The sequence below is a fragment of the Hymenobacter sedentarius genome (assembly GCF_001507645.1).
Taxonomy (GTDB): domain Bacteria; phylum Bacteroidota; class Bacteroidia; order Cytophagales; family Hymenobacteraceae; genus Hymenobacter; species Hymenobacter sedentarius.
Window position 1 is genome coordinate 1897201 of the sequence record NZ_CP013909.1, and the last position, 23993, is coordinate 1921193.

The window sequence follows — 23993 nt, forward strand, 5'->3', positions numbered from 1 at the left end:
TGCTCTTACCTTTGCCCGCACTTGGCCGTCTAGTTGGCCTTTTCTGCGTGGTTTCCCTTTCCGTCGTCATTATCACCTTCAACGAAGCGGCCAATATTGCCCGCTGCCTCCAGGCCGTGGGCGACGTGGCCGACGAAGTACTGGTAATAGACTCGTTTTCGACCGACGACACTGTGGAAATCTGCCGGCAGCACGGCGCCCGCGTCATTCAGCACGCCTTTGCCGGCTACGTGGAGCAGAAAAACTACGCCACCGCCCAGGCCCAGTTCGACCACGTACTGCAGCTCGACGCCGACGAAGTGCTGACCGAGGAGCTGCGCCAGTCCATCCGGGCAGCCAAGCAGCACTGGCAGCACGCCGCCTACACTCTGGCTCGCCTCACCAACTACTGCGGCCACTGGGTGCGCCACGGCGGCTGGTACCCCGACCGCAAGCTGCGCCTCTACGACCGCCGCCTGGGCCGCTGGACCGGCCTGCTCCTGCACGAGCGCTACGAAGTGGCCGCCAGCCATACCACGGGACAGCTCGCTGGCGATGCCCTGCACTACAGCTACCATTCCATTGCGCAGCACGTCAGCCAGCTCAATAAGTTCACCAGCATCACGGCCCAGGAACTGGCCCTGCGCGGCAAAACCAACGTCACCCTGTTTCACTTGCTGCTCAAGCCGCTCTGGAAATTCGTGCACAGCTACTTCTTCCGCCTGGGCTTGCTGGATGGGTTTGCCGGCCTCTGCATTGCGGGCATCTCGGCCTGGGGCGTCTTTCTGAAATTCGCGAAGCTGAAAACCCGCACCGAACGCGCCGAAGCATGAGCCAGACCTTCCTCGTGTCCCGCACCGACGCCATCGGCGACGTGGTGCTGACCCTGCCGGTAGCGGGCCAGCTAAAGCAGCACTTCCCGGGCTGCCGGGTGGTGCTTATTGGGCACACCTACACCGCTCCGGTAGCGGCCGCCTGCCCGTGGGTCGATGATTTTCTGAACTTGGATGACTTGCTTCAGCAGCCAGAGCCCCGGCAGGTAGCCACCCTGCGGGGCTACGCTGCCGCTGCCATCATCCACGTTTTTCCCAACCGCGCCCTGGCCCGGCTGGCGCTCAAGGCCAAAATCGCCGTGCGCATCGGCACCCGCAACCGTTGGCAACATTGGCTGACCTGCAACCGGCTGGTGGCCCTGAGCCGCCGGCATTCGCCCCTGCACGAAGCCCAGCTCAACCTCCAGCTGCTCCAGCCCCTGGGCGTGGCCCCCTTGCCCAGCCTCCTCGACGTAGCGAAACTGGTGCAGCTGCGGCCGGTTGAGCCGCTGCCCGCATCGTTTCGGCAGTTGCTGCAAGCGCGCCAGCCCGGCCAGCTCAACGTCATCCTGCACCCGCGCAGCCGGGGCAGCGCCCGCGAATGGGGTCTCGACAACTTTGGGCACCTGGCCCAACTGCTGCACCAGGCCGGCCACCGTGTGTTCCTCACCGGCACGGCGGCAGAAGGGGAGGAGCTCCGCGAATGGCGGCACCAGCACGCGGCCGCCCTCACCGCCGACCTCACCGGCCAGCTCAACTTGCCCCAGTTCATCGCCTTCATTGCTGCCGCCGATGGGCTGGTGGCGGGCAGCACCGGCCCGTTGCACTTGGCCGCCGCACTGGGCCGGCACGCGCTGGGGCTGTATCCGCCCATTCGGCCTATGCACCCGGGCCGCTGGGGGCCGCTGGGGCCGCACGCCGGGTTCATGGTCTTCGACAAGCCCACCTGCGACGACTGCCGTACCCAGCCCGCCACCTGTAGCTGCATTCGGGCCATTGAGCCGGTGGCGGTGGCAGCGCGCGTATTGACGTGGCAACCGTTACTTTTGAAGGATGAATAAAATGCATTAAGAAACAAACAATAGATATTCTGCTTCATTTGCTTGGTTGCTGCGGCGTGGCGCGCAACCTACCCGGCGCCGTAATCCGTACATCGGGCAGCGCTGCACGTGCAAAGCGCGGCTCTTTTGGGCGGTTTGCCGGTGGCAGGCGCCCGGTGGCGGGCAGCCGGCCGGGGTTGCGTAGCAAGGGTAGTGCCGGCGCAAAGCAACCCGGCCAGCCACCGCAGCCGAGTTGCAGTTTGAGCCAAATTTGTCCCAATCCCTTATTATTTCGTAGGTTTCGACCCACAATTTCCCCCGCCCACCTGTATGAGCGATTCTCCCGAACGGGTTAAGCTGAGCAAAGAGGAAAAGGACCGGCGCTTTCAAGCCGAGCTGATGCCTGTGCTCGACCCGCTCTACAACTTTGCCTATCGCCTCACCCTCGACGAGGACGATGCCAACGACCTGGTTCAGGAAACCTACCTGAAGGCGTACCGCTTTTTTGAGTACTTCGAGCCGGGCACCAACGCCAAGGCCTGGCTTTTTCGCATTCTCAAGAATTCGTTCATCAACGACTTCCGCAAGAAAAGCAAGCAGCCGGCCAAGGTCGATTACAGCGAGATAGAGGGCTATTACAACCCCGACGACGTAGAGGCCGAGGGTGAAGTAGGCGCGTCGTCGTCCGATATGCGCCAGCAGTCCGCCCGCGATTTAATCGGCGACGAAGTAGCCAGCGCGCTAAATTCTTTGCCGGTAGATTTTCGCACCGTAATCATCCTGTGCGACCTAGAGGGATTTACATATGAGGAAATGGCCAAAGTGCTTGATATTCCGATAGGTACCGTCCGTTCGAGACTGCACCGGGCCCGCAATTTTCTCAAGGATAAACTAGAGAAATACGCGCAGTCAATGGGATATGGCAATGATGGAATAGACGACGATGCGGAACTAACCGAGCCCGATAATAATTAACCTCCCCAGCAAGAGGATGCTACCGCAACCCTGCATTTCATTCCATTGTCACTCACGCTCTTAAACTAATTTTCAATTATGGACCAATCTGCTACTACTAAAACCAATACGTCGGCTCCCGTTGCCCTCGCCCCCGACAACGGCCCCGACTGCGAACGCGTGAATACTGTACTAGACCAACTCATCGAAGGCCAGCCCGTGACGGCGGAAGACGAGGATTACCTCTACGACCACGCCAGCGACTGCTCGCCCTGCTTCGACGACATCAAGAAGCAGCACATCTTCATTAATTTCCTGAACCAGGGCGTGTCGCGCCGGCCCATTCCGGCCAACCTGCACGATTCAATCTTGGCCCGCGTGCACGCCGAGATGGCCTAATCCCGGTTGCGGTGGCTAGCTTTGCGCGATGCAAGGCAAAATCATTGTGTTTTCGGCACCTTCGGGCGCCGGAAAAACCACCATCGTGCATCGGCTTATGGAGCGGCTGCCCGAACTAAGCTTTTCCATCTCGGCTTGCACCCGTGACCGCCGCGGTCGCACCGAGGCCAATGGCAAAGACTATTATTTTATTTCCGTGCAGGACTTCCAGGACAAGATTCGTCACGACGAATTTGTGGAGTGGGAGGAAGTGTACGAAGGTGCCTTCTACGGCACGCTAAAGTCCGAAATTGAGCGCATCTGGGACAGCGGCAAACACGCCATCCTCGATGTCGACGTAAAAGGCGGCCTTAGCATCAAAGAGTTTTATAAGGACCGGGCCCTGGCGATTTTCGTCCGCCCCCCGTCCATCGAAGTCCTTGAGCAGCGCCTGCAGGCCCGTGCCACCGACTCCCAATCCAGCATCTCTTCGCGGGTTTACAAGGCCAATTTCGAGTTGGCGTTTGAGGACCGGTTCGACGTAACCGTCGTCAACGACGACCTCGACGTCGCCACCGACCAGGCCGAAAAGCTGGTCCGCCAGTTCATTAGCGCCGAGCCCGCCATCGTATGAGCGGCCGGGCGCGGATAGGCTTGTTGTTTGGGTCGTTCAATCCCGTGCACGTCGGCCACCTCATCCTGGCCGAATACTTTGCCACCCGCACCGATTTGGCCGAAGTCTGGCTGGTGGTCTCCCCGCATAGCCCCTTCAAGGAAGTGGCCGACCTGCTGCCCGATACGGAGCGCCTGCGTCTGGTTGAGCTGGCCCTGGCCGGCAACCCGCACCTGCGCGCCGAGGACATTGAGTTTAGCCTGCCGCGCCCCAGCTACACCATCGCCACGCTCGATGCCCTGCGCCGGCGCCATCCCTCCCTCGAGTTTGTGCTGCTGATGGGGGCCGACAACCTTCCAGGCCTGCCGCGCTGGCAGGAATCGGCGCGGTTGCTTTCCGAGGTCGACATTTACATCTACCCGCGCCCCAATGTTGAGCTACCTGAACTGACGCCTTTTCCCCGCGTTCAGGTGATGGCAGCGCCGCTGCTGGATATCTCAGCCACCTACATCCGCGAAAGCCTGCGCACCGGCCACAGCATCCGCTACCTAGTGCCCCCGGCCGTTGAGGCGGCCTTGCTGGCTCTGCAAACTTCCGTGTAGCTCCAGCGCCCTGAAATTGAGCTGAGCTGATTCCAGCAAAGAGATTATAAATCCAAAAAGCCCCGACTGCCTGATGCAGCCGGGGCTTTTTGATTCTTGGCCCACCAAATCAGATGGTCATAATCTCCGTTTCCTTCTTGCTGAGTGTCCGCTCCACTTCGGCAATGTAGGTGTCGGTTGTCTTCTGGACTTTCTCTTCGGCGCTCTTGATGGCATCCTCCGAAGCACCTTCCTTCAGCAGCTTGCGCAGGGCCTCGTTCACATCCTTGCGGATGCCCCGTACCCGCACTTTGCCAGCTTCCGATTCGTTTTTGGCTTGTTTCACCAGCTCGCGGCGCCGCTCCTCCGTCATGGCCGGAATGTTGAGGCGTACGCCGTCGGCATCGGTTACGGGGTTCAGGCCCAGGTCGCTGTTTTTAATGGCCTTGGCCACCTCGCTTACCATGTTTTTCTCCCAAGGCTTGATGAGCAGCGAGCGCGCATCCGGCGCCGTAACGGTGGCAATCTGGCCGATGGGGGTAGGGGAGCCGTAGTAATCTACGCGCAGGCCATCGAGCATGGCCGGCGAGGCCTTACCGGCCCGGATGCGGCTCATTTCCACGTTCACGTGGGCCAGCGCCTTGCTCATTGACTCAGCGAGGTCGTCGAGATAAAACTGAATTTCTTCGTCCATTTTGGTTTAATTGTCAGTTGTTGGTTGTCCGTTGTTAGATACAGCCAGCCAATTCGCAGTGCAAACTAACAACCGACAACCAACAACTGACAACTAAAAATTACGCCTGCTCCGGCTGGTTGCCCACCACCGGCTGCAGCAGCGTACGCTTGGGGTCCAGCACCGGCTTGCGGCCATCGCGCGGGCCGGTGCCGCCCCGGCTCACCAGCGTGCCCATCGACTCGCCGTCGAGCAAGCGCTGCAGGTTGCCGGGCGTGTTCATGTCGAACACGATGATGGGCAGGTTATTCTCTTTGCAAAGCGTGAAGGCCGTCATGTCCATCACGTTCAGATTCTTTTTCAGCACCTCATCGAACGTGATTTCGTTGTAGCGGGTGGCCGTGGGGTCTTTCTCCGGGTCGGCGGTATAGATGCCGTCCACGCGGGTGCCTTTCAGCACCACGTCGGCCTCAATCTCAATGGCCCGCAGCGAGGCGGCCGAGTCGGTCGTGAAATAAGGCGAGCCAATGCCGGCCCCAAAAATCACCACGCGGCCTTTCTCCAGGTGCCGCACGGCGCGCCGGCGGATGTAGGGCTCGCACACCCGCTGGATGGTGAGGCCCGACAGCAGGCGCGTGCTCACTTCCAGCTTCTCCAGGGCGCTTTGCAGGGCCATGGAGTTAATCACCGTAGCGAGCATGCCCATGTAGTCGCCCTGCACGCGGTCGAGGCCAAACGCCTCTGCCTCCACGCCGCGGTAAATGTTGCCCCCGCCAATCACGACGGCCACTTGTACGCCCGTGGCGGCCACGGATTTAATTTCGGAGGCATATTGCATCAGCCGCTCGGCATCGATGCCGTACTGCTGCTGGCCCATTAGCGCTTCGCCGCTGAGCTTGAGAAGGATGCGGTGGTATTTCAAGTCGAAAGGATTGAGTAAGCGGGGATAATTAATCAGTGAGCTATGAAAACTGCACCAGCACCTGGCCTTTTTGCACGTTGTCGCGCAGGCTCACTTTGAGGCTGCCAACGGTGCCATCGGCGGGAGCTTTCAGAATATTTTCCATCTTCATGGCCTCCAGCACTAGCAGTGGGTCGCCTTTTTGCACGGTCTGGCCGGGCTCCACCCGGATATCGACGATGAGGCCGGGCATGGGAGCCTTCAACTCGTTTACTTTCGCGGCGGCGGCGTTGCTCATGCCCAGGCGCTCGAGCAACAGGTCGAACCGGTCTTTGGCGTTTAGCTCAATGCGCTGGCCGTTTATCTTCAGCACAATATTCTTGCTAGCGTAATCCGCCGACACCACCTCCGCATTATACGAACGACCTTCGTGCAGCACGTGAAACCGGCCTTCGCCCAAATCCGCAATATCCCAGGCAAATGCTTGGCCGTTGAGCGTAACAGTATCTACGGCGCGGTAGTCAACTTCCCAGAGTTGCTCGGGGCTGGTGCTGATGTGAAGCATCTGAAGCGGATAGGGTGGGATGGAAGCGGGGGGTTAAAGGTAGCCCAAATCTCAAATTAATTCAGAAATTGAGGCGTTTTTCGCCCGTCCTTGTTGGCATGAAGTATTTGGTCCCAGGCTTCACCAGCCTGCTGTTGTTTATTCATTTACTGGCAGTAGCCCAATCTTCGGGGGCGGGTGCGCGCAAGCCGGCGACCAAAGCATCGGCGAGTAAAAAGACTGTTCCGGCGGTTGCGCCAGCGCCCGCGCCTGCCGGCTTGGTGGTGCCTTCCTGGCTGCCCGCGGAAGCCCCGCTCCAGCCCGCCGCCACCGTCCTGACCGATGTGGTGGACACCAAACTCGATGTGCGCTTCGACTACAAAAAGCAGCAACTGCTGGGCACCGCCGTGCTCACACTGCGCTCCCACTTCTACCCGCAGGCCGAAGTCGCGCTCGATGCTAAAGGCTTCGAGATTCAGAAAGTTGAGCTGGTAGGAGACAAAAAGAATAAGGGCCTCAACTATAACTACAACCGGCGCAAGCTCGTCATTGCCCTGGACCACCCGTATCCGCGCACCACGGCCTACCAAGTGCGCATCGTGTACGTGGCCAAGCCCAACGAGCTGCCCCAGGGTGGCTCGGCGGCCATCACCTCCGACAAGGGCCTGTACTTCATCAACCCGTTGGGCCTGGAAAAGAACAAGCCCCGCCAAATCTGGACCCAGGGCGAGACAGAATCCAATTCCTGCTGGTTTCCTACCATCGACAAGCCCAACCAGCGGATGACCCAGGAAATCAGAATGACGGTGGAAAAACAGTTCAAAACGCTTTCCAACGGTTTGCTGGTCTCTTCCAAAGCCAACGCCGATGGCACCCGCACCGATACCTGGAAGCTAAACGAGCCCCACGCGCCCTACCTGGCCACCATGGTCGTCGGCGACTTTGCCGTCGTGAATGATTCCTGGCACGGCAAGCCCGTCGATTATTATGTGGAGCCCCAGTACGCCGCTACTGCCCGCGCCGTGTTCGGCCACACGCCTCAAATGCTGGATTTCTTCTCCAAAAAGCTGGGCGTTGAGTACCCGTGGGAAAAGTATGCGCAGGTGGCCGTGCGCGACTACGTGAGCGGCGCCATGGAAAACACCACCGCTACCACCCACGGCGCCAGCATTCAGGCCACTCGCCGGGACCTCATCGACGCCAATTACCAAAGTGGCGAATCCACCATCGCCCACGAGCTATTTCATCATTGGTTCGGCGATTACGTTACGAGCGAATCCTGGGCCAACCTGCCCCTAAACGAGTCGTTTGCCGACTATTCTGAATTCCTTTGGGCAGAGTACAAGTTCGGCGCCGATGAAGCTGGCTTGGTGCAGGAAATCAAACTCAATAACTACCTCGAAGAAGCCCAGTCCAAGCGCGAGCCGCTTATTCGCTACCGCTACACCAACCGGGAGGACATGTTCGACCGCCACTCCTATGACAAGGGCGGGCGCGTGCTGCACATGCTGCGCAAGTACCTGGGCGACGACGCCTTTTTTACGTCCCTGAACCATTACCTCGTTCAGAACAAGCAAACGCCCGTCGAAATCTCCAAGCTGCGTACTGCCTTTGAAGAAACGACCGGTGAGGATTTAATGTGGTTTTTTAACCAGTGGTTTCTCCAGCGCGGGCACCCGGAACTGCGCATCACCCACTCGTATACCAACGGCCAGGTGACTCTGCGCGTCCAGCAAGTGCAGGATACCCTGTTTCAGCCCGTCTTCCGCCTGCCCGTCACCGTAGCGGTCTGGACCAATAACAACCAGCCCACCGAACACCGCATCACCGTTACCAAAGCCAATCAGACCTTCACCCTGCCCGCCAGCCAGAAGCCCAACCTGGTGAAATTCGACAACGAAAGCCAACTGCTGGCTCAATTTGACGAGGAGCGCACGCAGGACGAGCTGATATTCCAGTTCTACCATGCGCAGGGCTACCAGCAAAAAGCCGAGGCCATGGAGCTTCTGCATAATAAAACCACGGAGCTAAGCGTGAGCAGCCTACTGCGCAACGCCCTGAACGATAAGTTCTGGGCCGTTCGGCAGGCGGCGCTCAGCCACCTGCGCCGCTATCGGGGCCCTGAGCCGGAAGGCATGCGTAAGGATATCCAGCGCCTGGCCAACGCCGACGCCAATCCGCGCGTCCGGGCCAAGGCCATCAACACCCTCGCCACCCTTCCCGATGGCACCTTTGGCCCCATTTTCAGCGCCGCCATCGGCGACAGTTCAGCCTTGGTCGCCGCCGCCGCCGTTGAGGCATTGGCCAAGAAGCCTGACGTAAACACCAGCCAACAGGTAGCGGCGCTCGACAATACCTCAAGCAGCCCGCTGATGCTGGCCTTGGCAAATTATTATGCCACCAATGGCGGCTTGGACCAATACGCATGGTTCTTGCGCCGCCTGCCTGACGTGGCCGAGAGCGACCTGTACGCTTACTTCCAGTCCTTCGGCACGCTCATGACCCACATCCCCTCCGTAGAGCGCGACAAAGGCTTGAAAGTCTTGGAGGATTATGCCCGAAATGCTCCGCAGTACTACGTTCGCCTGGGGGCCTACCGTGGCTTGGCCCTGCTAGTGCCCACCACTCCTGAATTGAAGGCTAAACTTCAAAACATCCGCGAAAAGGAAATGGATGACCGGCTCAAGGCATTTTATAACCTCATGTAAATGCCCTTAGAAGCACTTTTCTGAAAAAAACCGAACCTTTTTTTGCTTCACCGCTTGCCTGGTGTCAGAAAAGCCTTAATTTTGCGACTCCTTACGAAACACTACTACCTCGGTAGCCGGTAAAACGAAAGGGATTTGCTTCCTGGCAATCGGCCAGCAAGCTCCAAATTGGGGAGGTTCCAGAGCGGCCAAATGGGACAGACTGTAACTCTGTTAGTGTAAACTTTCGAAGGTTCGAATCCTTCTCTCCCCACTTTTTTGAGGCCATCTGCGGGAGTAGCTCAGCTGGTAGAGCGGCAGCCTTCCAAGCTGCAGGTCGCGGGTTCGAACCTCGTCTCCCGCTCATTTTTAGCATAAGCCGTTTTAGCTCAGTGGTAGAGCACTTCCTTGGTAAGGAAGAGGTCATGGGTTCAAATCCCATAAATGGCTCAGATTACATTACAAGTCCTACCGCCCATATTACCGGGCGGCGGGCACGGTTCTCTCAGGTAAGCGACGCACAGTTTTCTATTTCGTAGGGGCTGAGTCTCGCTTTCTTGTTGTAGGGTCGGTTTTATCTTCAAATTCACTTCACCACCTCTTTTTTACTCTTTACAATGGCTAAAGAAAATTTCGACCGGTCCAAGCCGCACGTAAACATCGGTACCATCGGCCACGTCGACCACGGCAAAACGACCCTGACCGCTGCTATCACCATGGTGTTGGCAAACCAGGGCCTGGCCGAAAAGCGTGACTTCTCTTCGATTGACAATGCTCCCGAAGAAAAAGAGCGTGGTATCACCATCAACACCGCTCACGTAGAGTACTCGACCAAAAACCGTCACTACGCCCACGTTGACTGCCCCGGTCACGCTGACTATGTGAAGAACATGGTTACCGGTGCTGCCCAGATGGACGGCGCTATCCTCGTAGTAGCTGCTACCGACGGCCCCATGCCCCAGACCCGTGAGCACATTCTGCTCGCTCGTCAGGTAGGTGTTCCTCAGCTGGTGGTGTTCATGAACAAAGTGGACATGGTGGATGACCCCGAGCTCCTCGAGCTGGTGGAAATGGAAATCCGCGAACTCCTCTCGTTCTACGACTTCGACGGCGACAACATTCCGGTTATCCAGGGCTCGGCCCTCGGCGGCCTGAACGGCGATGCCAACTGGGTTCCCAAAATCAACGATTTGATGGACGCGGTTGACTCGTTCATTCCGATTCCTGCTCGTCTGACCGACCTGCCCTTCCTGATGCCTGTTGAGGACGTGTTCTCGATTACTGGCCGTGGCACCGTAGCCACTGGTCGTATCGAGCGCGGTATCATCAACTCGGGTGAGCAAGTTGATATCTTGGGTATGGGCGCTGCCCCCGGCCTGAAGTCGACGGTAACGGGTGTGGAAATGTTCCGCAAAATCCTGGACCGTGGCGAAGCTGGTGACAACGTAGGTCTGCTCCTCCGTGGTATTGAAAAAGAAGCCATCCGTCGCGGCATGGTTATCTGCAAGCCCGGTTCGGTAACTCCTCACCAGAAGTTCAAGGCTGAGGTTTACGTTCTCTCGAAAGAGGAAGGTGGCCGTCACACTCCGTTCTTCAACAACTACCGTCCGCAGTTCTATCTGCGTACCACCGACGTTACCGGCATCATCACCCTCCCCGAGGGCGTTGAAATGGTAATGCCCGGCGACAACATCACCATCACCGTTGAGCTCATCAACAAGGTGGCGATGGAGAAAGGCCTCCGCTTTGCTATCCGTGAGGGTGGCCGCACGGTAGGCGCTGGTCAGGTAACGGAAGTTCTCGACTAAGCTCCGGCTTATCAGTAAAAAAAAAGCCGCTCTCGTATCCTCGGGAGCGGCTTTTTTACGCTGAAACAGAAGGGCATATTTGTTTTGTCCGCTGTTTCTCTTACCTTTGCACTCCCTTTGGCGAAATGCGCTAAGCGGGAATGCCAATAAACGAGTGTAGTTCAAGGGTAGAATAGAGGTCTCCAAAACCTTTGATGGGAGTTCGAATCTCTCCACTCGTGCAATTTGGGCCCCTTGGCCCGCTCCATGTCGTTTTCAGCGGCAACGCTGTTTTTTTCTCAACCAATGGACAAACTGAGCAATTATTTCCGCACTACCATCGAGGAAATGCGCTACAATGTAACGTGGCCTTCGACGACGGAATTGCAAAAAAGCGCCGGTCTCGTGCTGATTGGTTCGCTCGTGTTTGCCGTAGTGGTAGGCGTTATGGACATTAGCTTTGAGACGGTACTTAAAGCTTTTTATAACTCGTTTCGCTAATCAACAATCAAGATGGGCGAATTGAAATGGTACGTGGTGCGCTCAGTGAGCGGCCAGGAGAAAAAAGCCAAAAACTACCTCGAAACAGAGCTCGGCCGGCATAACCTGACCGAGTTGGTGCCGCAGGTACTGATTCCGGTAGAGAAGGTCTTTGAAATGCGCAACGGCAAGAAGCGCGTGCGCGAACGTAACCTTTACCCCGGCTACATCATCATCCACGCCGACCTCGGCCACGGTGAGGTAGACCACATCATCACCAGCACCCCTGGCGTTATTGGTTTCCTCGGCGATAAAGACAAGAAGGACGCGGCCAACAACAAGCCCGTTCCCCTGCACATCTCCGAAGTAAACCGCATCCTCGGCATCGTGGACGAAGCCGAGCAGCAGACCACCGCTACCCTTGATAAGCCTTATGTAGTAGGCGAACTTGTGAAAGTGGTAGATGGTCCGTTCAACGGTTTCTCCGGCAACGTGGACGAAGTATTCGAAGAGCGCAAGAAGCTCAACGTAGTCGTAAAAATTTTCGGCCGTTCGCAGCCGGTAGAGCTCAGCTATACCCAAGTAGAAAAAGAGGTGTAACCCTCTCTCGATTATACCACGCCGGCTAATTGCTCCGGGTCGGCGGGGCTTCCAACTAGGAGTTTATATGTACTGAGGCAAGCGCGAGTTACGACGCAGGAGCCGCAGCCAACACAATCAAATGGCCAAAGAAATCAGAGGTTATCTGCGTCTGCAGATAAAGGGAGGCGCCGCGAATCCTTCGCCGCCGGTAGGACCTGCACTTGGTAGCAAAGGCTTGAACATCATGGAGTTTTGCAAGCAGTTCAATGCTCGCACCCAAGATAAAGCCGGCCAAGTTTGTCCTGTACTCATCACCATGTACACCGACAAGTCGTTTGACTTCGTGGTGAAGACGGCACCGGCTCCGGTGTTGCTCATGGAAGCTGCCAAGTTGCAGAGCGGTTCGAAAGAGCCGAACCGTAACAAAGTAGGCTCCGTGACGTGGGACCAAGTCCGCACCATCGCCGAAACCAAAATGGCTGACCTGAACGCCTTCAAGGTGGAAGCAGCTATGAAGCAGGTGGCAGGTACGGCCCGCAGCATGGGTATTACCATCAAGGGCGACTCTCCTTTTGCTGAATAATTAAAAGGAAAAACGACAGATGGCAAAAATCAGTAAAAAGCGCAAGGAAGCCCTTGCCAAGCACGACCTCACGGAAGTGCGCAGCCTCCTGGAGGCTGCCAAAGTGGTGAAGGACATTACCTACACTAAATTCGATGCTTCGGTAGATATCGACGTTCGCCTCGGCGTGGACCCCCGCAAAGCGGACCAGATGGTTCGTGGCGTGGCCACCCTGCCCCACGGCACCGGTAAAGTTGTGCGTGTACTGGCTCTGGTTACTCCCGATAAGGAGGCCGAAGCTCTGGCCGCCGGCGCCGACTTCGTAGGTCTGGACGACTATATCGCGAAAATCGAGAAAGGCTGGACCGACATCGACGTCATCATCACCATGCCCGCCGTTATGGCTAAGGTAGGTCGCCTGGGCCGTGTGCTCGGTCCCCGTGGTCTGATGCCGAACCCGAAGTCTGGTACCGTTACGACCGACGTAGCCAAGGCTGTGCAGGAAGTGAAAGCTGGTAAAATCGACTTCAAAGTTGACAAAACCGGCATCATTCACTGCTCAGTGGGTAAAGTATCGTTCGACGAGAAGATGCTGGCCGAAAACGCTCTGGAGGTAATCCAGACGTTGGGTCGCTTGAAGCCTTCTTCTTCGAAAGGTACCTACATCCGCAGCATCACCTTGAGCAGCACGATGTCGCCTGCCGTTCCGGTGGACAGCCAAGTAAACTCCGCTAACTAATTAACCCAACCAAACATGACCAGGGAAGAAAAACAAGCCCTCGTGGATGAGTTGAGCGGAAAATTCCAATCGCACAACTCGTTCTACATTGTCGATGCTTCGGTAATGTCGGTAGCGAAAATCAACGATTTCCGTCGTCTGTGCTTCAACCGCGGTATGGAATACAAGGTGTACAAAAACACCTTCATCCGTAAGGCGCTGGACACCCTCGGCCACGATACTTCGGAGATGGATGCTGCGCTGAAAGGCTCTTCGGGCGTGTTGTTCTCTACGGAGAGCGGCTCGGCTCCCGCAAAGCTGCTGCGTGACTTCTACAAAGCTCAGGCTTATCCCCGTGGTGTTGAGCCCAAGCCCGTGCTGAAAGGCGCTTATGTGGATGCTAGCATCTACATCGGCTCGAACCAGCTCGAAGGTTTGACCACTATCAAAGGCAAGCAGGAACTGCTCGGTGAACTCATCGGCCTGCTGCAATCGCCTGCCAAAAATGTTATCTCTGCTCTTCAGAGCGGTGGCAACAAATTGGCCGGTATCCTCAAAACGCTTTCCGAAAAAGAGGCTGCCTAAGCGGCAATCTTCTTTTTCGACTTCAATAATAAATTTTCAACAACACATTTTTTTAACAATCTACAGAAATGGCAGATTTGAAAGCATTCGCTGAGCAGCTTGTAAACCTGACGGTGAAAGAAGTAAACGAATTGGCAACCATCCTGAAGGACGAGTACGGCATCGAGCCCGCTGCTGCTGCTCCCGTAATGATGGCCGGTGGTGGCGCTGCTGCCGCTGACGAGGCTCCCGAGGAGAAGACGTCGTTCGACGTTATCCTGAAGGCTGCTGGTGGTGCCAAGCTGGCTGTAGTTAAGCTGGTGAAGGACCTGACCGGCCTCGGCTTGAAAGAAGCCAAGGAATTGGTTGACGGTGCTCCCAAGCCCCTGAAAGAAGGCGTAACCAAAGACGAGGCTGAGTCGCTGAAGAAGCAGCTCGAGGAAGCCGGTGCTGAAGTAGAAGTTAAGTAATTTCTGCTCCTGAAGCATCTCCGGACCCGCTTCGAATAAGGATTAGACCTGGCAACTTAGCCAGGTCTTTTCCTGTTTGTGGTGTGTCAAAAGCGCGAGCTTTCTAGTTCGCGCTTCTTTGCGTCAGCTAATGCCACTGTTATTGTGCGCGTTAGGGAGTGCGGGTTCTGCTCCGCATTGCTGGCCAGCCGCCACCCCGGCCTCCTTTTTTACGCTTCTGTGTCCATCTTTTAATCCCCATCGCATTGGCTACACCGAAAGCAAAGACGGCCGCCCTGAAGAAAACGGCCGCCGAGCGAATCAATTTCGCCAAGATTAAGAAGGTTATTGAATATCCGGACTTCCTGGACGTGCAAGTACGCTCGTTCCAGGAATTCTTTCAGTTAGAAACCGCTGCTGAGCGTCGTTCTAACGAAGGATTGTTCAAAGTGTTTGCCGAGAACTTTCCGATTTCGGACTCGCGCGAAAATTTCGTGCTCAACTTTATCGATTATCACGTCGACCCCCCGAAATATTCGGTTGACGAGTGCATCGACCGCGGCTTGACCTACTCGGTTCCCCTGAAGGCCAAGCTCCGGTTGATTTGCAATGATAAGGACAACGAGGACTTCGAGACGATTGAGCAGGAGGTGTTTCTCGGAAACATCCCTTACATGACCGTGAAGGGTTCGTTTGTTATCAACGGCGCCGAGCGCGTTATCGTATCGCAGCTGCACCGCTCGCCGGGCGTATTCTTCGCCCAAAGCAAGCACACGAACGGTACCAAGCTGTATTCGGCCCGTATCATTCCATTCAAAGGTTCGTGGATAGAATTTGCCACGGACGTGAACAACGTGATGTACGCGTACATCGACCGGAAGAAGAAATTCCCGGTGACGACGCTGCTTCGCGCCATCGGCTACGGCACCGACAAAGACATTCTCGACCTGTTCGGTTTGTCGGAGGAAGTGAAGGCTGACAAGAAAAACCTCAAGAAAATCGTGGGCCGCAAGTTGGCTGCCCGGGTGCTGCGCACCTGGACGGAAGACTTCGTGGACGAGGACACCGGCGAAGTAGTATCCATCGACCGCAACGAAGTGTTGCTCGAGCGTGATGCCACCATCGAGGATGCCGATATCGACGTGATTTTGGAGGCCGGCGCCAAGTCGGTAATCTTGCACCGTGAGAACGTGAACATTGCGGACTTCGCAATTATCTACAACACGCTGCAAAAGGACAACTCCAACTCGGAGAAAGAAGCCGTTGAGCAGATTTACCGCCAGCTCCGGAACACGGAGGCGCCGGACGAAGAAACCGCTCGCGACATCATCCAGAAGCTGTTCTTCTCGGACAAGCGCTACGACCTCGGTGAGGTGGGCCGCTACCGGATTAACAAGAAGCTGCAGATTGGCATGGAGCAAGAGTCGCGGGTGCTAACCAACCAGGACATTGTTCTGATTGTAAAGTACCTGATTGGTCTCATCAACTCCAAGGCCATTGTCGATGACATTGACCACTTGAGCAACCGTCGTGTGCGCACGGTAGGGGAGCAGCTCTACGCTCAGTTTGGCGTGGGTCTGGCCCGTATGGCGCGTACCATCAAGGAGCGCATGAACGTGCGCGACAACGAGGACTTCAAGCCGGTTGACCTGATTAATGCCCGTACGCTGTCGAGCGTTATCAACTCGTTCTTCGGTACGAACCAGTTGTCGCAGTTCATGGACCAAACCAACCCGCTGGCCGAGGTGACGCACAAGCGTCGCGTATCGGCTCTTGGGCCAGGAGGTCTGTCGCGTGAGCGCGCTGGTTTCGAAGTACGTGACGTTCACTACACCCACTATGGTCGTCTTTGCACCATCGAAACGCCGGAAGGACCCAACATTGGTCTGATTTCGTCGCTGTGCGTGCACGCTCGAGTGAACGCCATGGGCTTTATTGAAACGCCTTACCGCGACGTGAAAGGCGGCAAGGTGGACATGAGCGAGAACGTGAAATTCCTGACTGCTGAGGAAGAAGATACCCACCACATCGCTCAGGCCAACTCCCTGCTCGATGCCAACGGTAACCTGACGCAGGAATTGGTAAAGGGCCGTTTCGAAGGTGACTTCCCGGTGGTGAACCCTTCGGAGTACTCCTACATGGACGTAGCTCCGAACCAGATTGTATCGGTAGCAGCTTCGCTGATTCCGTTCCTGGAACACGACGACGCTAACCGTGCCCTGATGGGCTCGAACATGCAGCGCCAGGCCGTTCCCCTTCTCCGTCCTGAGGCTCCGATTGTGGGCACGGGTCTGGAAGGCCGCATTGCCAGCGACTCGCGTACCCTAATTATGTCGGAAGGCGAAGGCGTAATCGACTACGTTGACGCTAACAAAATCGTGGTAAAGTACGACCTCACGGAGGACGACATCATGGTAAGCTTCGACGCGGAGCGCATTACCTACGACCTCATCAAGTTCCGTCGTACCAACCAGGACACCTGCCTCAACCTGACGCCGCTCGTGAAGCGCGGTGAGCGGGTGACCAAGGGCCAGGCGCTTTGCGAAGGCTACGGCACCAACCAAGGCGAACTCGCCCTGGGCCGCAACATGCAGGTGGCCTTCATGCCGTGGCAGGGTTACAACTTCGAGGATGCCATCGTCATCTCGGAGCGCGTGGTTCGCGACGACATCTTTACCTCGATTCACATTGAGGAGTTTGAGCTGGAAGTGCGCGAGACCAAGCGCGGCGAAGAAGAGCTGACTTCGGAAATTCCGAACGTGAGCGAAGAAGCTGTTCGCAACCTTGACGATAACGGCATCATCCGCCTCGGTGCGGAGGTGAAGGAAGGCGACATTCTGATTGGTAAAATCACGCCGAAGGGCGAGACGGACCCCACTCCGGAAGAGAAGCTGCTCCGCGCCATCTTCGGCGACAAAGCCGGTGATGTGAAAGATGCCTCGCTTAAGGCGCCGCCCTCCTTGCAAGGTGTGGTTATCGGCACCAAGCTCTTCTCGCGTCCTAAGAAAGACAAAAACCTCCGGGCTAAGTCGAAGAAGGAAGTGGAGGACTTGAAGTCGACCTACGCGCAGGAACTGCGTGGTGTAAAAGCTGTCATGATTGACAAGCTGGTGCAATTGCTGGAAGGCAAAACGTCACAGGGCATCAAGCACCGCTTCGGCGAGGAGATGATTGCCAAGGGCGTGAAGTTCAACCGCAAGAACATCACCGAGGGTATGTTCCCCGAGAAGAACCCTTACAAGGACGAGAGCAACTACGCTGTTCCGGAAGAAGTGAACCTGTTTAAGGACCTGATTCTGGAAGGCTGGACGGCTGATGCCCGTGTGAATGGCCTGGTGCTCGAGCTGGTGCGTAACTACGCCAAGCGCCGCAACACCATCACCGCGAAATTCAAGCGTCAGCGCTTCACCTTAGAAGTGGGCGACGAACTGCCTGCTGGCATCGTGCAGCTTGCCAAAGTTTACATCGCCAAGAAGCGCAAGCTGAAGGTCGGTGATAAAATGGCCGGCCGCCACGGTAACAAGGGTGTGGTAGCCCGCATCGTGCGCGATGAGGACATGCCTTTCCTGCCCGACGGCACGCCAATGGACATCGTGCTGAACCCGCTCGGTGTACCAAGCCGTATGAACATCGGTCAGATTTACGAGACCGTACTTGGTTGGGCTGGTCTGAAAATGGGTCGCACCTATGCTACCCCAATTTTCGACGGTGCTACCGAAGACGAAGTTGCTCGTGAGCTGACCGAGGCTGGCTTGCCCGATTGGGGCCGTGCTTACCTGCACGATGGCTTGACGGGCGACCGTTTCGACCAGCCGGTAACCGTGGGCGTGATTTACATGCTCAAGCTGGGTCACTTGGTTGACGACAAGATGCACGCTCGTTCCATCGGGCCGTACTCGCTCATCACGCAGCAGCCGCTGGGTGGTAAAGCACAGTTCGGTGGCCAGCGCTTCGGCGAGATGGAGGTGTGGGCATTGGAGGCCTTCGGTGCTTCCAACGTTCTCCAGGAAATCCTGACGGTGAAATCGGACGACGTGGTAGGTCGTGCCAAAGCGTACGAAGCCATTGTAAAAGGCGACGTTCTGCCCAAGCCAAATATCCCCGAGTCGTTCAACGTGTTGCTCCACGAACTCCGTGGTCTGGCACTGGAAATTACCCTGGAATAGTTTAGTAGTGATTAATGGTAAACAGTTAGTGGTTAGTTTGAATTTGACCACTGACCGTTCATCATTAATCACTACAACATTGCCGGCAAGCCATACGAGCTGCTACTTGAGCAGCTCATGTAACGAAGGGTGCGAAAACGCTTCGGTGACAGATAAAGGAGAGGTTGTTCCGAGATATGGTCAGGACAGCAATTCACTCTCTGAGTTTCCTAATCGAAGGCCTTCCCACCCGTCCGCTGGCCTGGCAACTAGATTACCAGACCTTCTAAAAGGCTTTTGCGCATCATACCTATCTGGTCCGTACCGGCACTTTTCTAAGAGTCAAACTGTTTGGAACTCTTGCATTCTTCTGGCGAAGGATGAAGCGCCCAACAGCTCAAAGCCAACAGCTAACAGCTTAAAACCAATCAAATGGCTTTCGCAAAAAACAAGAAACTGGTACAGGACTTCTCCAAAGTCACCATTTCCCTGGCCTCGCCCGAAGCAATTCTGGAGCGGAGCACTGGCGAAGTAGTGAAGCCTGAAACCATCAATTACCGCACCTACAAGCCCGAGATGGGTGGCTTGTTCTGTGAGCGGATTTTCGGTCCGGTTAAGGACTGGGAATGCCATTGCGGCAAATACAAGCGCATTCGCTACAAGGGCATCATCTGCGACCGTTGCGGCGTGGAGGTGACCGAGAAGAAAGTGCGTCGTGAGCGCATGGGCCACATCGAACTCGTTGTGCCGGTTGCTCACATCTGGTACTTCAAGTCGCTGCCTAACAAAATCGGCTACCTGCTGGGCCTGCCCACCAAGAAGCTCGACCAGATTATCTATTACGAGCGGTACGTCGTGGTTCAGCCCGGTGCCTTGGCTGAAGAGGGCGTGCAGATTCTCGACTTCCTCACCGAAGACGAGTACCTGGACATCATCGACAAACTCCCCCGGGAGAACCAGATGCTGCCCAATGAGGACCCCAACAAGTTCATCGCCCGCATGGGTGCCGATGCCCTGCATATGCTGCTGGAGCGCATCAACTTGGACGAGTTGAGCTACTCACTGCGTGACTCCGCTGCCCACGAGACTTCGCAGCAGCGTAAGGCTGAGGCGTTGAAGCGTCTGCGCGTAGTGGAAGCCTTCCGTGACGCCGCTACCCGCGTGGAAAACCGCCCCGAGTGGATGGTAATCCGCATGGTGCCGGTGATTCCGCCGGAATTGCGTCCCCTCGTTCCGCTCGACGGTGGCCGTTTCGCCACTTCCGACTTGAACGACCTGTACCGTCGCGTTATCATTCGTAACAACCGCCTCAAGCGCCTGATTGAAATCAAAGCGCCCGAGGTGATTCTGCGGAACGAGAAGCGCATGCTGCAGGAGGCTGTTGACTCCTTGTTCGACAACTCGCGTAAGGTGAACGCCGTGCGTGCCGAAGGCAACCGCGCTCTGAAGTCGCTGTCCGATATGCTGAAAGGCAAGCAGGGCCGTTTCCGTCAGAACCTGCTTGGTAAGCGTGTTGACTACTCCGGTCGTTCGGTAATCGTTGTAGGTCCTGAGCTGAAACTGCACGAGTGCGGTCTGCCCAAGAACATGGCGGCCGAGCTGTTCAAGCCGTTCATCATCCGCAAGCTCATCGAGCGTGGCATTGTGAAGACGGTGAAATCGGCTAAGAAAATCGTGGACCGTAAGGACGCCGTGGTTTGGGACATCCTGGAGAACGTGCTGAAAGGCCACCCGGTGTTGCTCAACCGTGCTCCTACGCTGCACCGCTTGGGTATCCAGGCGTTCCAGCCGCGCCTCATCGAGGGCAAGGCTATCCAGCTGCACCCCCTCGTTTGTACGGCCTTCAACGCTGACTTTGACGGTGACCAGATGGCTGTGCACGTTCCCCTCGGACCGGCCGCTATCCTGGAAGCCTCCATGCTCATGCTGGCCTCGCACAACATCCTAAATCCCGCCAACGGCGCGCCCATCGCGGTACCGTCGCAGGACATGGTTCTGGGTCTGTACTACGTTACCAAAGGCAAGCGCAGCACCGACGACGAGACGATTCAGGGCGAAGGCCGTGTGTTCTACTCGGATGAAGAGGTTGTGATTGCCCTCAATGAAGGCCAGCTCTCGAAGCACGCCTACATTAAGGTGCGGACGCAGATTCGCGACGAGAACGACGACTTGGTTACCAAGGTAGTTGAGACCGTAGCCGGCCGCGTGCTGTTCAACCAGCTCGTGCCTAAGGAAGTTGGTTTCGTAGATGAGCTGCTGACCAAGAAGAAGCTGCAGCAAATCATCTCGACGGTGTTCAAGCGCACGGGCATGGCTCGTACGGCTCAATTCCTCGATGATATCAAGACCCTCGGTTTCCAGTCGGCCTACAAAGGCGGCTTGAGCATGGGTCTGGGTGACATCCAGATTCCGAAAGAGAAAGACGAGCTAGTACTGCAAGCGCAGAACGACGTGAAGGCCGTGACCCAGAACTACCAGATGGGTCTGATTACCGACAACGAGCGTTACAACCAGGTTATCGACATCTGGACGCGTATCAACAACCAAATCACGGAAACGCTGATGGGTCGTTTGGAGCGCGAAAACCAGGGCTTCAACTCCATCTACATGATGATGCACTCGGGAGCCCGTGGCTCGCGCGAGCAGATTCGTCAGCTGGGCGGTATGCGTGGTCTGATGGCCAAGCCGCAGAAGTCGCTGCAGGGTTCTATTGGTGAGATTATCGAAAACCCGATTCTGTCTAACTTCAAAGAAGGCCTGGACGTAATCGAGTACTTCATCTCGACCCACGGTGCCCGGAAAGGTCTGGCTGACACGGCTCTGAAGACGGCTGACGCCGGCTACCTGACCCGTCGTCTGGTAGACGTTTCGCAGGACGTAATCGTGAACGAGCCGGACTGCGGTACCCTGCGTGGCATCGAAACCTTCGCGTTGAAAGACAACGAGGACATCGTTGAGCCACTGTCGGAGCGTATCCTCGGCCGCGTAACGGTTCACGACATCGTGGACCCCATCACGGACGAAGTTATCTTGGCTTCCGGTTCGGAAATCAAGGAAGACACAACCCGTCGCATCGATGCTACCGGCATCGAGTCGGTAGAGATTCGCTCGGTACTGACTTGCGAAAGCAAGCGCGGTATCTGCGCCAAGTGCTACGGCCGTAACCTGGCTTCGGGCCGCATGGTGCAGCGTGGCGAGGCCGTTGGTGTTATCGCCGCTCAGTCGATTGGTGAGCCCGGCACGCAACTGACCCTGCGTACCTTCCACGTAGGTGGTACGGCTTCCAACATTGCGGTGGAAGCCAACATCAAGTCGAAGTTCGCTGGTGTGGTTGAGTTCGAAGACGTACGTACCGTGGCTACCACCACGCCGGAAGGCGTGAAGGGTGCTGTGGTAATGGGTCGCTCGGGCGAGATTCGCATCGTGGAGAAAGGCACTGGCAAAGTATTCACCACCAACCACGTTCCCTACGGCTCTTTCATGCTGGTAGAGGAAGGTCAGGAAGTGGAGAAAGGCCAGGAGCTGAACAACTGGGACCCGTACAACGCCGTTATTTTGGCCGAGTTCGACGGTACCGTTCAGTTCGACGCCATCACCGAAGGCATTACGTATCGTGAGGAATCGGACGAACAGACCGGTCACCGCGAGAAGGTAATCATCGAATCGAAGGCTAAAGACCAGAACCCGTCCATCATTGTGCGCCCCGGCAAAAAGGGCGATGCCGAAGGCCAGAAGGCCTACAGCATCCCCGTAGGTTCGCACTTGAACGTGGAAAACAACGACAAAATCAAGGCGGGTCACATCCTGGCTAAGATTCCTCGCTCCGTTGGCAAAACACGTGACATCACCGGTGGTCTGCCGCGTGTTACCGAACTCTTCGAAGCCCGGAACCCGTCGAACCCCGCCGTGGTATCGGAAATCGACGGCGTAGTAACCTACGGCACCGTGAAACGCGGTAACCGTGAAATCTACGTGGAGTCGAAAGACGGTGTCAAGAAGAAGTACATGGTGCCGCTGTCGAAGCACATTCTGGTGCAGGACAACGACTTTATCCGCGCCGGCATGCCGCTGTCGGATGGCGCCATCACGCCTTCGGACATCCTGAGCATTCAGGGCCCCGGCGCCGTGCAGGAATACCTCGTGAACGAGATTCAGGAAGTATACCGCTTGCAGGGTGTGAAAATCAACGATAAGCACATCGAGGTGGTAGTTCGCCAGATGATGCAGAAAGTTGTGATTCTGGATGCCGGTGACACTTCGTTCCTCGAAAACCAGGTGATTGATAAAATCATCTTCATGGCCGAGAACGACATGATTATCGACATGAAAGTCGTGACCGAAGCCGGTGATTCGACGAACATGAAGCCCGGTCAGATTGTGAACGCCCGCAAGCTTCGCGACGAGAACAGCAGCCTGAAGCGCCGTGACCTTGCCCTGGTGCAGGTGCGCGATGCCCAACCTGCCGTTTCGCGTCCGACCCTGCAAGGCATCACGCAGGCTTCGTTGGGTACGGCCTCGTTCATCTCGGCCGCATCCTTCCAGGAGACGACCAAGGTGCTGAGTGAAGCCGCCATCCGTGGCAAGGCCGACCAGCTCCTGGGCTTAAAGGAGAACGTAATCGTTGGTCACCTCATCCCGGCCGGTACTGGCTTGCGCGAGTACACGCGTCAGGTAGTAGGCTCGAAAGAGGAAATGGAGGCTGCTCAACTAGCCGCCAAGGCCGCCGAGGAGGTTGTACCTGCCAAGCGGCCCAGCCGCGCTGGCAAGCGTGAAGTATCGGCTGAGTAATCTGCCGTAGGTTTGTAATGGAAAAGCCGACTGGGGTATCCCGGTCGGCTTTTTCTATTTTACTTTACGCCAGACCTCTTTACATACTGCTACCCAAATTTTAAAATTGATGCCTTGGATTTTCTGGATTGTAATTGGATTACTGTTTATAGTAGCACTAATAATGGTGTTAAACAGAAAGTCATCTTCTACAAGGAAAAGAGGTGCATTAGTAGCATTGATATTGGCTATCGCAGGTCCACCAATAATTGGTGATGCAATGGGATGGTTTATCCTGCTTATTCCAGTTCCAATGCTGATTGGGATTTATACGTTGATTTTCTTCCCAAAAACTAGACCTAGCGAGTAATGACATCACTGTTCGCTCTTTCATAACAACTTAGAATCATGCAGCCAAACGACCAAAACCCGGACCCCAACGCCATCAACATTGAGCTTTCCGAAGCCATGGCTGAGGGCGAATACGCCAACCTCGCCATGATTGCACATAGCAACAGCGAGTTCGTAATTGACTTCATCCGCATGATGCCCGGCTTGCCTAAGGCTAAGGTGAAGGCGCGCATTGTCGTTACACCGGAGCATGCCAAGAGGCTTTTACAGGCCCTAACAGAAAACATCGAGCGTTTTGAAGCGGCCTTTGGCGCTATTAAAATGCAGAATGAAGCCCCGAGTTATCCGATGAACTTTGGAGGCGCAGTAGGGGAGGCGTAAGCTTAACCAGAAACACTAGCTATGAAAGCGTCTCCATTTTCTAGT

The 23993-nt window shown here is 56.3% G+C and carries 20 protein-coding genes and 4 tRNA genes; 21 read left to right on the forward strand and 3 right to left on the reverse strand.

Annotation, left to right across the window (positions count from 1 at the left end):
- Window positions 1-47: 47 nt before the first annotated feature.
- The 6 genes from AUC43_RS07820 to nadD all read left to right on the forward strand — a co-directional run bounded on the left by AUC43_RS07820 (window position 48) and on the right by nadD (window position 4378).
- On the forward strand, window positions 48-812 hold the full coding sequence (locus AUC43_RS07820) for a glycosyltransferase family 2 protein (RefSeq protein ID WP_068191680.1): 765 nt from the start codon (window positions 48-50) through the stop codon (window positions 810-812).
- Complete coding sequence (locus AUC43_RS07825; RefSeq protein WP_068191682.1) at window positions 809-1852, forward strand: glycosyltransferase family 9 protein; 1044 nt, start codon at window positions 809-811, stop codon at window positions 1850-1852. Before AUC43_RS07820 ends, AUC43_RS07825 begins: the two co-directional genes overlap by 4 nt.
- A gap of 309 nt (window positions 1853-2161) precedes the next feature.
- On the forward strand, window positions 2162-2806 hold the full coding sequence (locus AUC43_RS07830; RefSeq protein ID WP_068191683.1) for a sigma-70 family RNA polymerase sigma factor: 645 nt from the start codon (window positions 2162-2164) through the stop codon (window positions 2804-2806).
- A 78-nt stretch (window positions 2807-2884) separates the two neighbouring features.
- Window positions 2885-3184, forward strand: a complete 300-nt coding sequence (locus tag AUC43_RS07835; RefSeq protein ID WP_068191685.1) for a hypothetical protein — start codon at window positions 2885-2887, stop codon at window positions 3182-3184.
- 28 nt (window positions 3185-3212) lie between these two features.
- On the forward strand, window positions 3213-3797 hold the full coding sequence (gmk, locus tag AUC43_RS07840) for a guanylate kinase (RefSeq protein WP_068191687.1): 585 nt from the start codon (window positions 3213-3215) through the stop codon (window positions 3795-3797).
- Window positions 3794-4378, forward strand: a complete 585-nt coding sequence (gene nadD, locus AUC43_RS07845; protein WP_068191689.1) for a nicotinate (nicotinamide) nucleotide adenylyltransferase — start codon at window positions 3794-3796, stop codon at window positions 4376-4378. The genes gmk and nadD overlap by 4 nt, the downstream gene beginning before the upstream one ends.
- A gap of 109 nt (window positions 4379-4487) precedes the next feature.
- Here nadD and frr read toward each other — a convergent pair whose 3' ends face one another.
- The 3 genes from frr to AUC43_RS07860 all read right to left on the reverse strand — a co-directional run bounded on the left by frr (window position 4488) and on the right by AUC43_RS07860 (window position 6496).
- Window positions 4488-5051 carry a ribosome recycling factor gene (frr, locus tag AUC43_RS07850; RefSeq protein ID WP_068191691.1) on the reverse strand — a complete coding sequence of 188 codons (564 nt, stop codon included), beginning with the start codon at window positions 5049-5051 and terminating at the stop codon, window positions 4488-4490.
- A 100-nt stretch (window positions 5052-5151) separates the two neighbouring features.
- Window positions 5152-5952: a UMP kinase gene (pyrH, locus tag AUC43_RS07855; RefSeq protein ID WP_082684984.1), complete on the reverse strand. Its 801-nt coding sequence runs from the start codon at window positions 5950-5952 to the stop codon at window positions 5152-5154.
- A 40-nt stretch (window positions 5953-5992) separates the two neighbouring features.
- Window positions 5993-6496, reverse strand: coding sequence for an acyl-CoA carboxylase biotin carboxyl carrier protein subunit (locus tag AUC43_RS07860; RefSeq protein WP_068191693.1), 504 nt, complete (start codon window positions 6494-6496; stop codon window positions 5993-5995).
- Window positions 6497-6594: 98 nt separating this feature from the next.
- Here AUC43_RS07860 and AUC43_RS07865 point away from each other — a divergent pair, with 98 nt between their 5' ends.
- The 15 genes from AUC43_RS07865 to AUC43_RS07935 all read left to right on the forward strand — a co-directional run bounded on the left by AUC43_RS07865 (window position 6595) and on the right by AUC43_RS07935 (window position 23948).
- Window positions 6595-9183, forward strand: a complete 2589-nt coding sequence (locus AUC43_RS07865) for a M1 family metallopeptidase (protein WP_068191694.1) — start codon at window positions 6595-6597, stop codon at window positions 9181-9183.
- A 170-nt stretch (window positions 9184-9353) separates the two neighbouring features.
- Window positions 9354-9436, forward strand: a tRNA-Tyr gene (locus tag AUC43_RS07870).
- A gap of 17 nt (window positions 9437-9453) precedes the next feature.
- A tRNA-Gly gene (locus AUC43_RS07875) sits at window positions 9454-9526 on the forward strand.
- Between the two features lie 14 nt (window positions 9527-9540).
- A tRNA-Thr gene (locus AUC43_RS07880) sits at window positions 9541-9612 on the forward strand.
- Window positions 9613-9779: 167 nt separating this feature from the next.
- Entirely contained in the window at window positions 9780-10970 is a 1191-nt protein-coding gene (tuf, locus tag AUC43_RS07885; RefSeq protein ID WP_068191696.1) for an elongation factor Tu, read from the forward strand.
- 150 nt (window positions 10971-11120) lie between these two features.
- A tRNA-Trp gene (locus AUC43_RS07890) sits at window positions 11121-11191 on the forward strand.
- Between the two features lie 13 nt (window positions 11192-11204).
- Window positions 11205-11450, forward strand: coding sequence for a preprotein translocase subunit SecE (gene secE, locus AUC43_RS07895; RefSeq protein WP_233254132.1), 246 nt, complete (start codon window positions 11205-11207; stop codon window positions 11448-11450).
- 12 nt (window positions 11451-11462) lie between these two features.
- Entirely contained in the window at window positions 11463-12029 is a 567-nt protein-coding gene (gene nusG / locus AUC43_RS07900) for a transcription termination/antitermination protein NusG (RefSeq protein ID WP_068191701.1), read from the forward strand.
- 121 nt (window positions 12030-12150) lie between these two features.
- Complete coding sequence (gene rplK, locus AUC43_RS07905) at window positions 12151-12594, forward strand: 50S ribosomal protein L11 (protein ID WP_068191703.1); 444 nt, start codon at window positions 12151-12153, stop codon at window positions 12592-12594.
- A gap of 19 nt (window positions 12595-12613) precedes the next feature.
- Entirely contained in the window at window positions 12614-13312 is a 699-nt protein-coding gene (gene rplA / locus AUC43_RS07910; protein ID WP_068191704.1) for a 50S ribosomal protein L1, read from the forward strand.
- Window positions 13313-13327: 15 nt separating this feature from the next.
- Window positions 13328-13876 carry a 50S ribosomal protein L10 gene (rplJ, locus tag AUC43_RS07915; RefSeq protein ID WP_068191706.1) on the forward strand — a complete coding sequence of 183 codons (549 nt, stop codon included), beginning with the start codon at window positions 13328-13330 and terminating at the stop codon, window positions 13874-13876.
- A gap of 68 nt (window positions 13877-13944) precedes the next feature.
- Window positions 13945-14325 (forward strand): 50S ribosomal protein L7/L12, encoded by a 381-nt coding sequence (gene rplL / locus AUC43_RS07920; protein ID WP_068191708.1) that lies wholly within the window; start codon window positions 13945-13947, stop codon window positions 14323-14325.
- Window positions 14326-14600: 275 nt separating this feature from the next.
- A complete protein-coding gene (gene rpoB, locus AUC43_RS07925) occupies window positions 14601-18470 on the forward strand; it encodes a DNA-directed RNA polymerase subunit beta (protein ID WP_199243549.1) in 3870 nt (1289 codons plus the stop codon).
- Between the two features lie 411 nt (window positions 18471-18881).
- Entirely contained in the window at window positions 18882-23237 is a 4356-nt protein-coding gene (gene rpoC, locus AUC43_RS07930) for a DNA-directed RNA polymerase subunit beta' (RefSeq protein WP_068191711.1), read from the forward strand.
- 387 nt (window positions 23238-23624) lie between these two features.
- Window positions 23625-23948: a DUF3467 domain-containing protein gene (locus tag AUC43_RS07935; RefSeq protein WP_068191713.1), complete on the forward strand. Its 324-nt coding sequence runs from the start codon at window positions 23625-23627 to the stop codon at window positions 23946-23948.
- Window positions 23949-23993 lie beyond the last annotated feature (45 nt).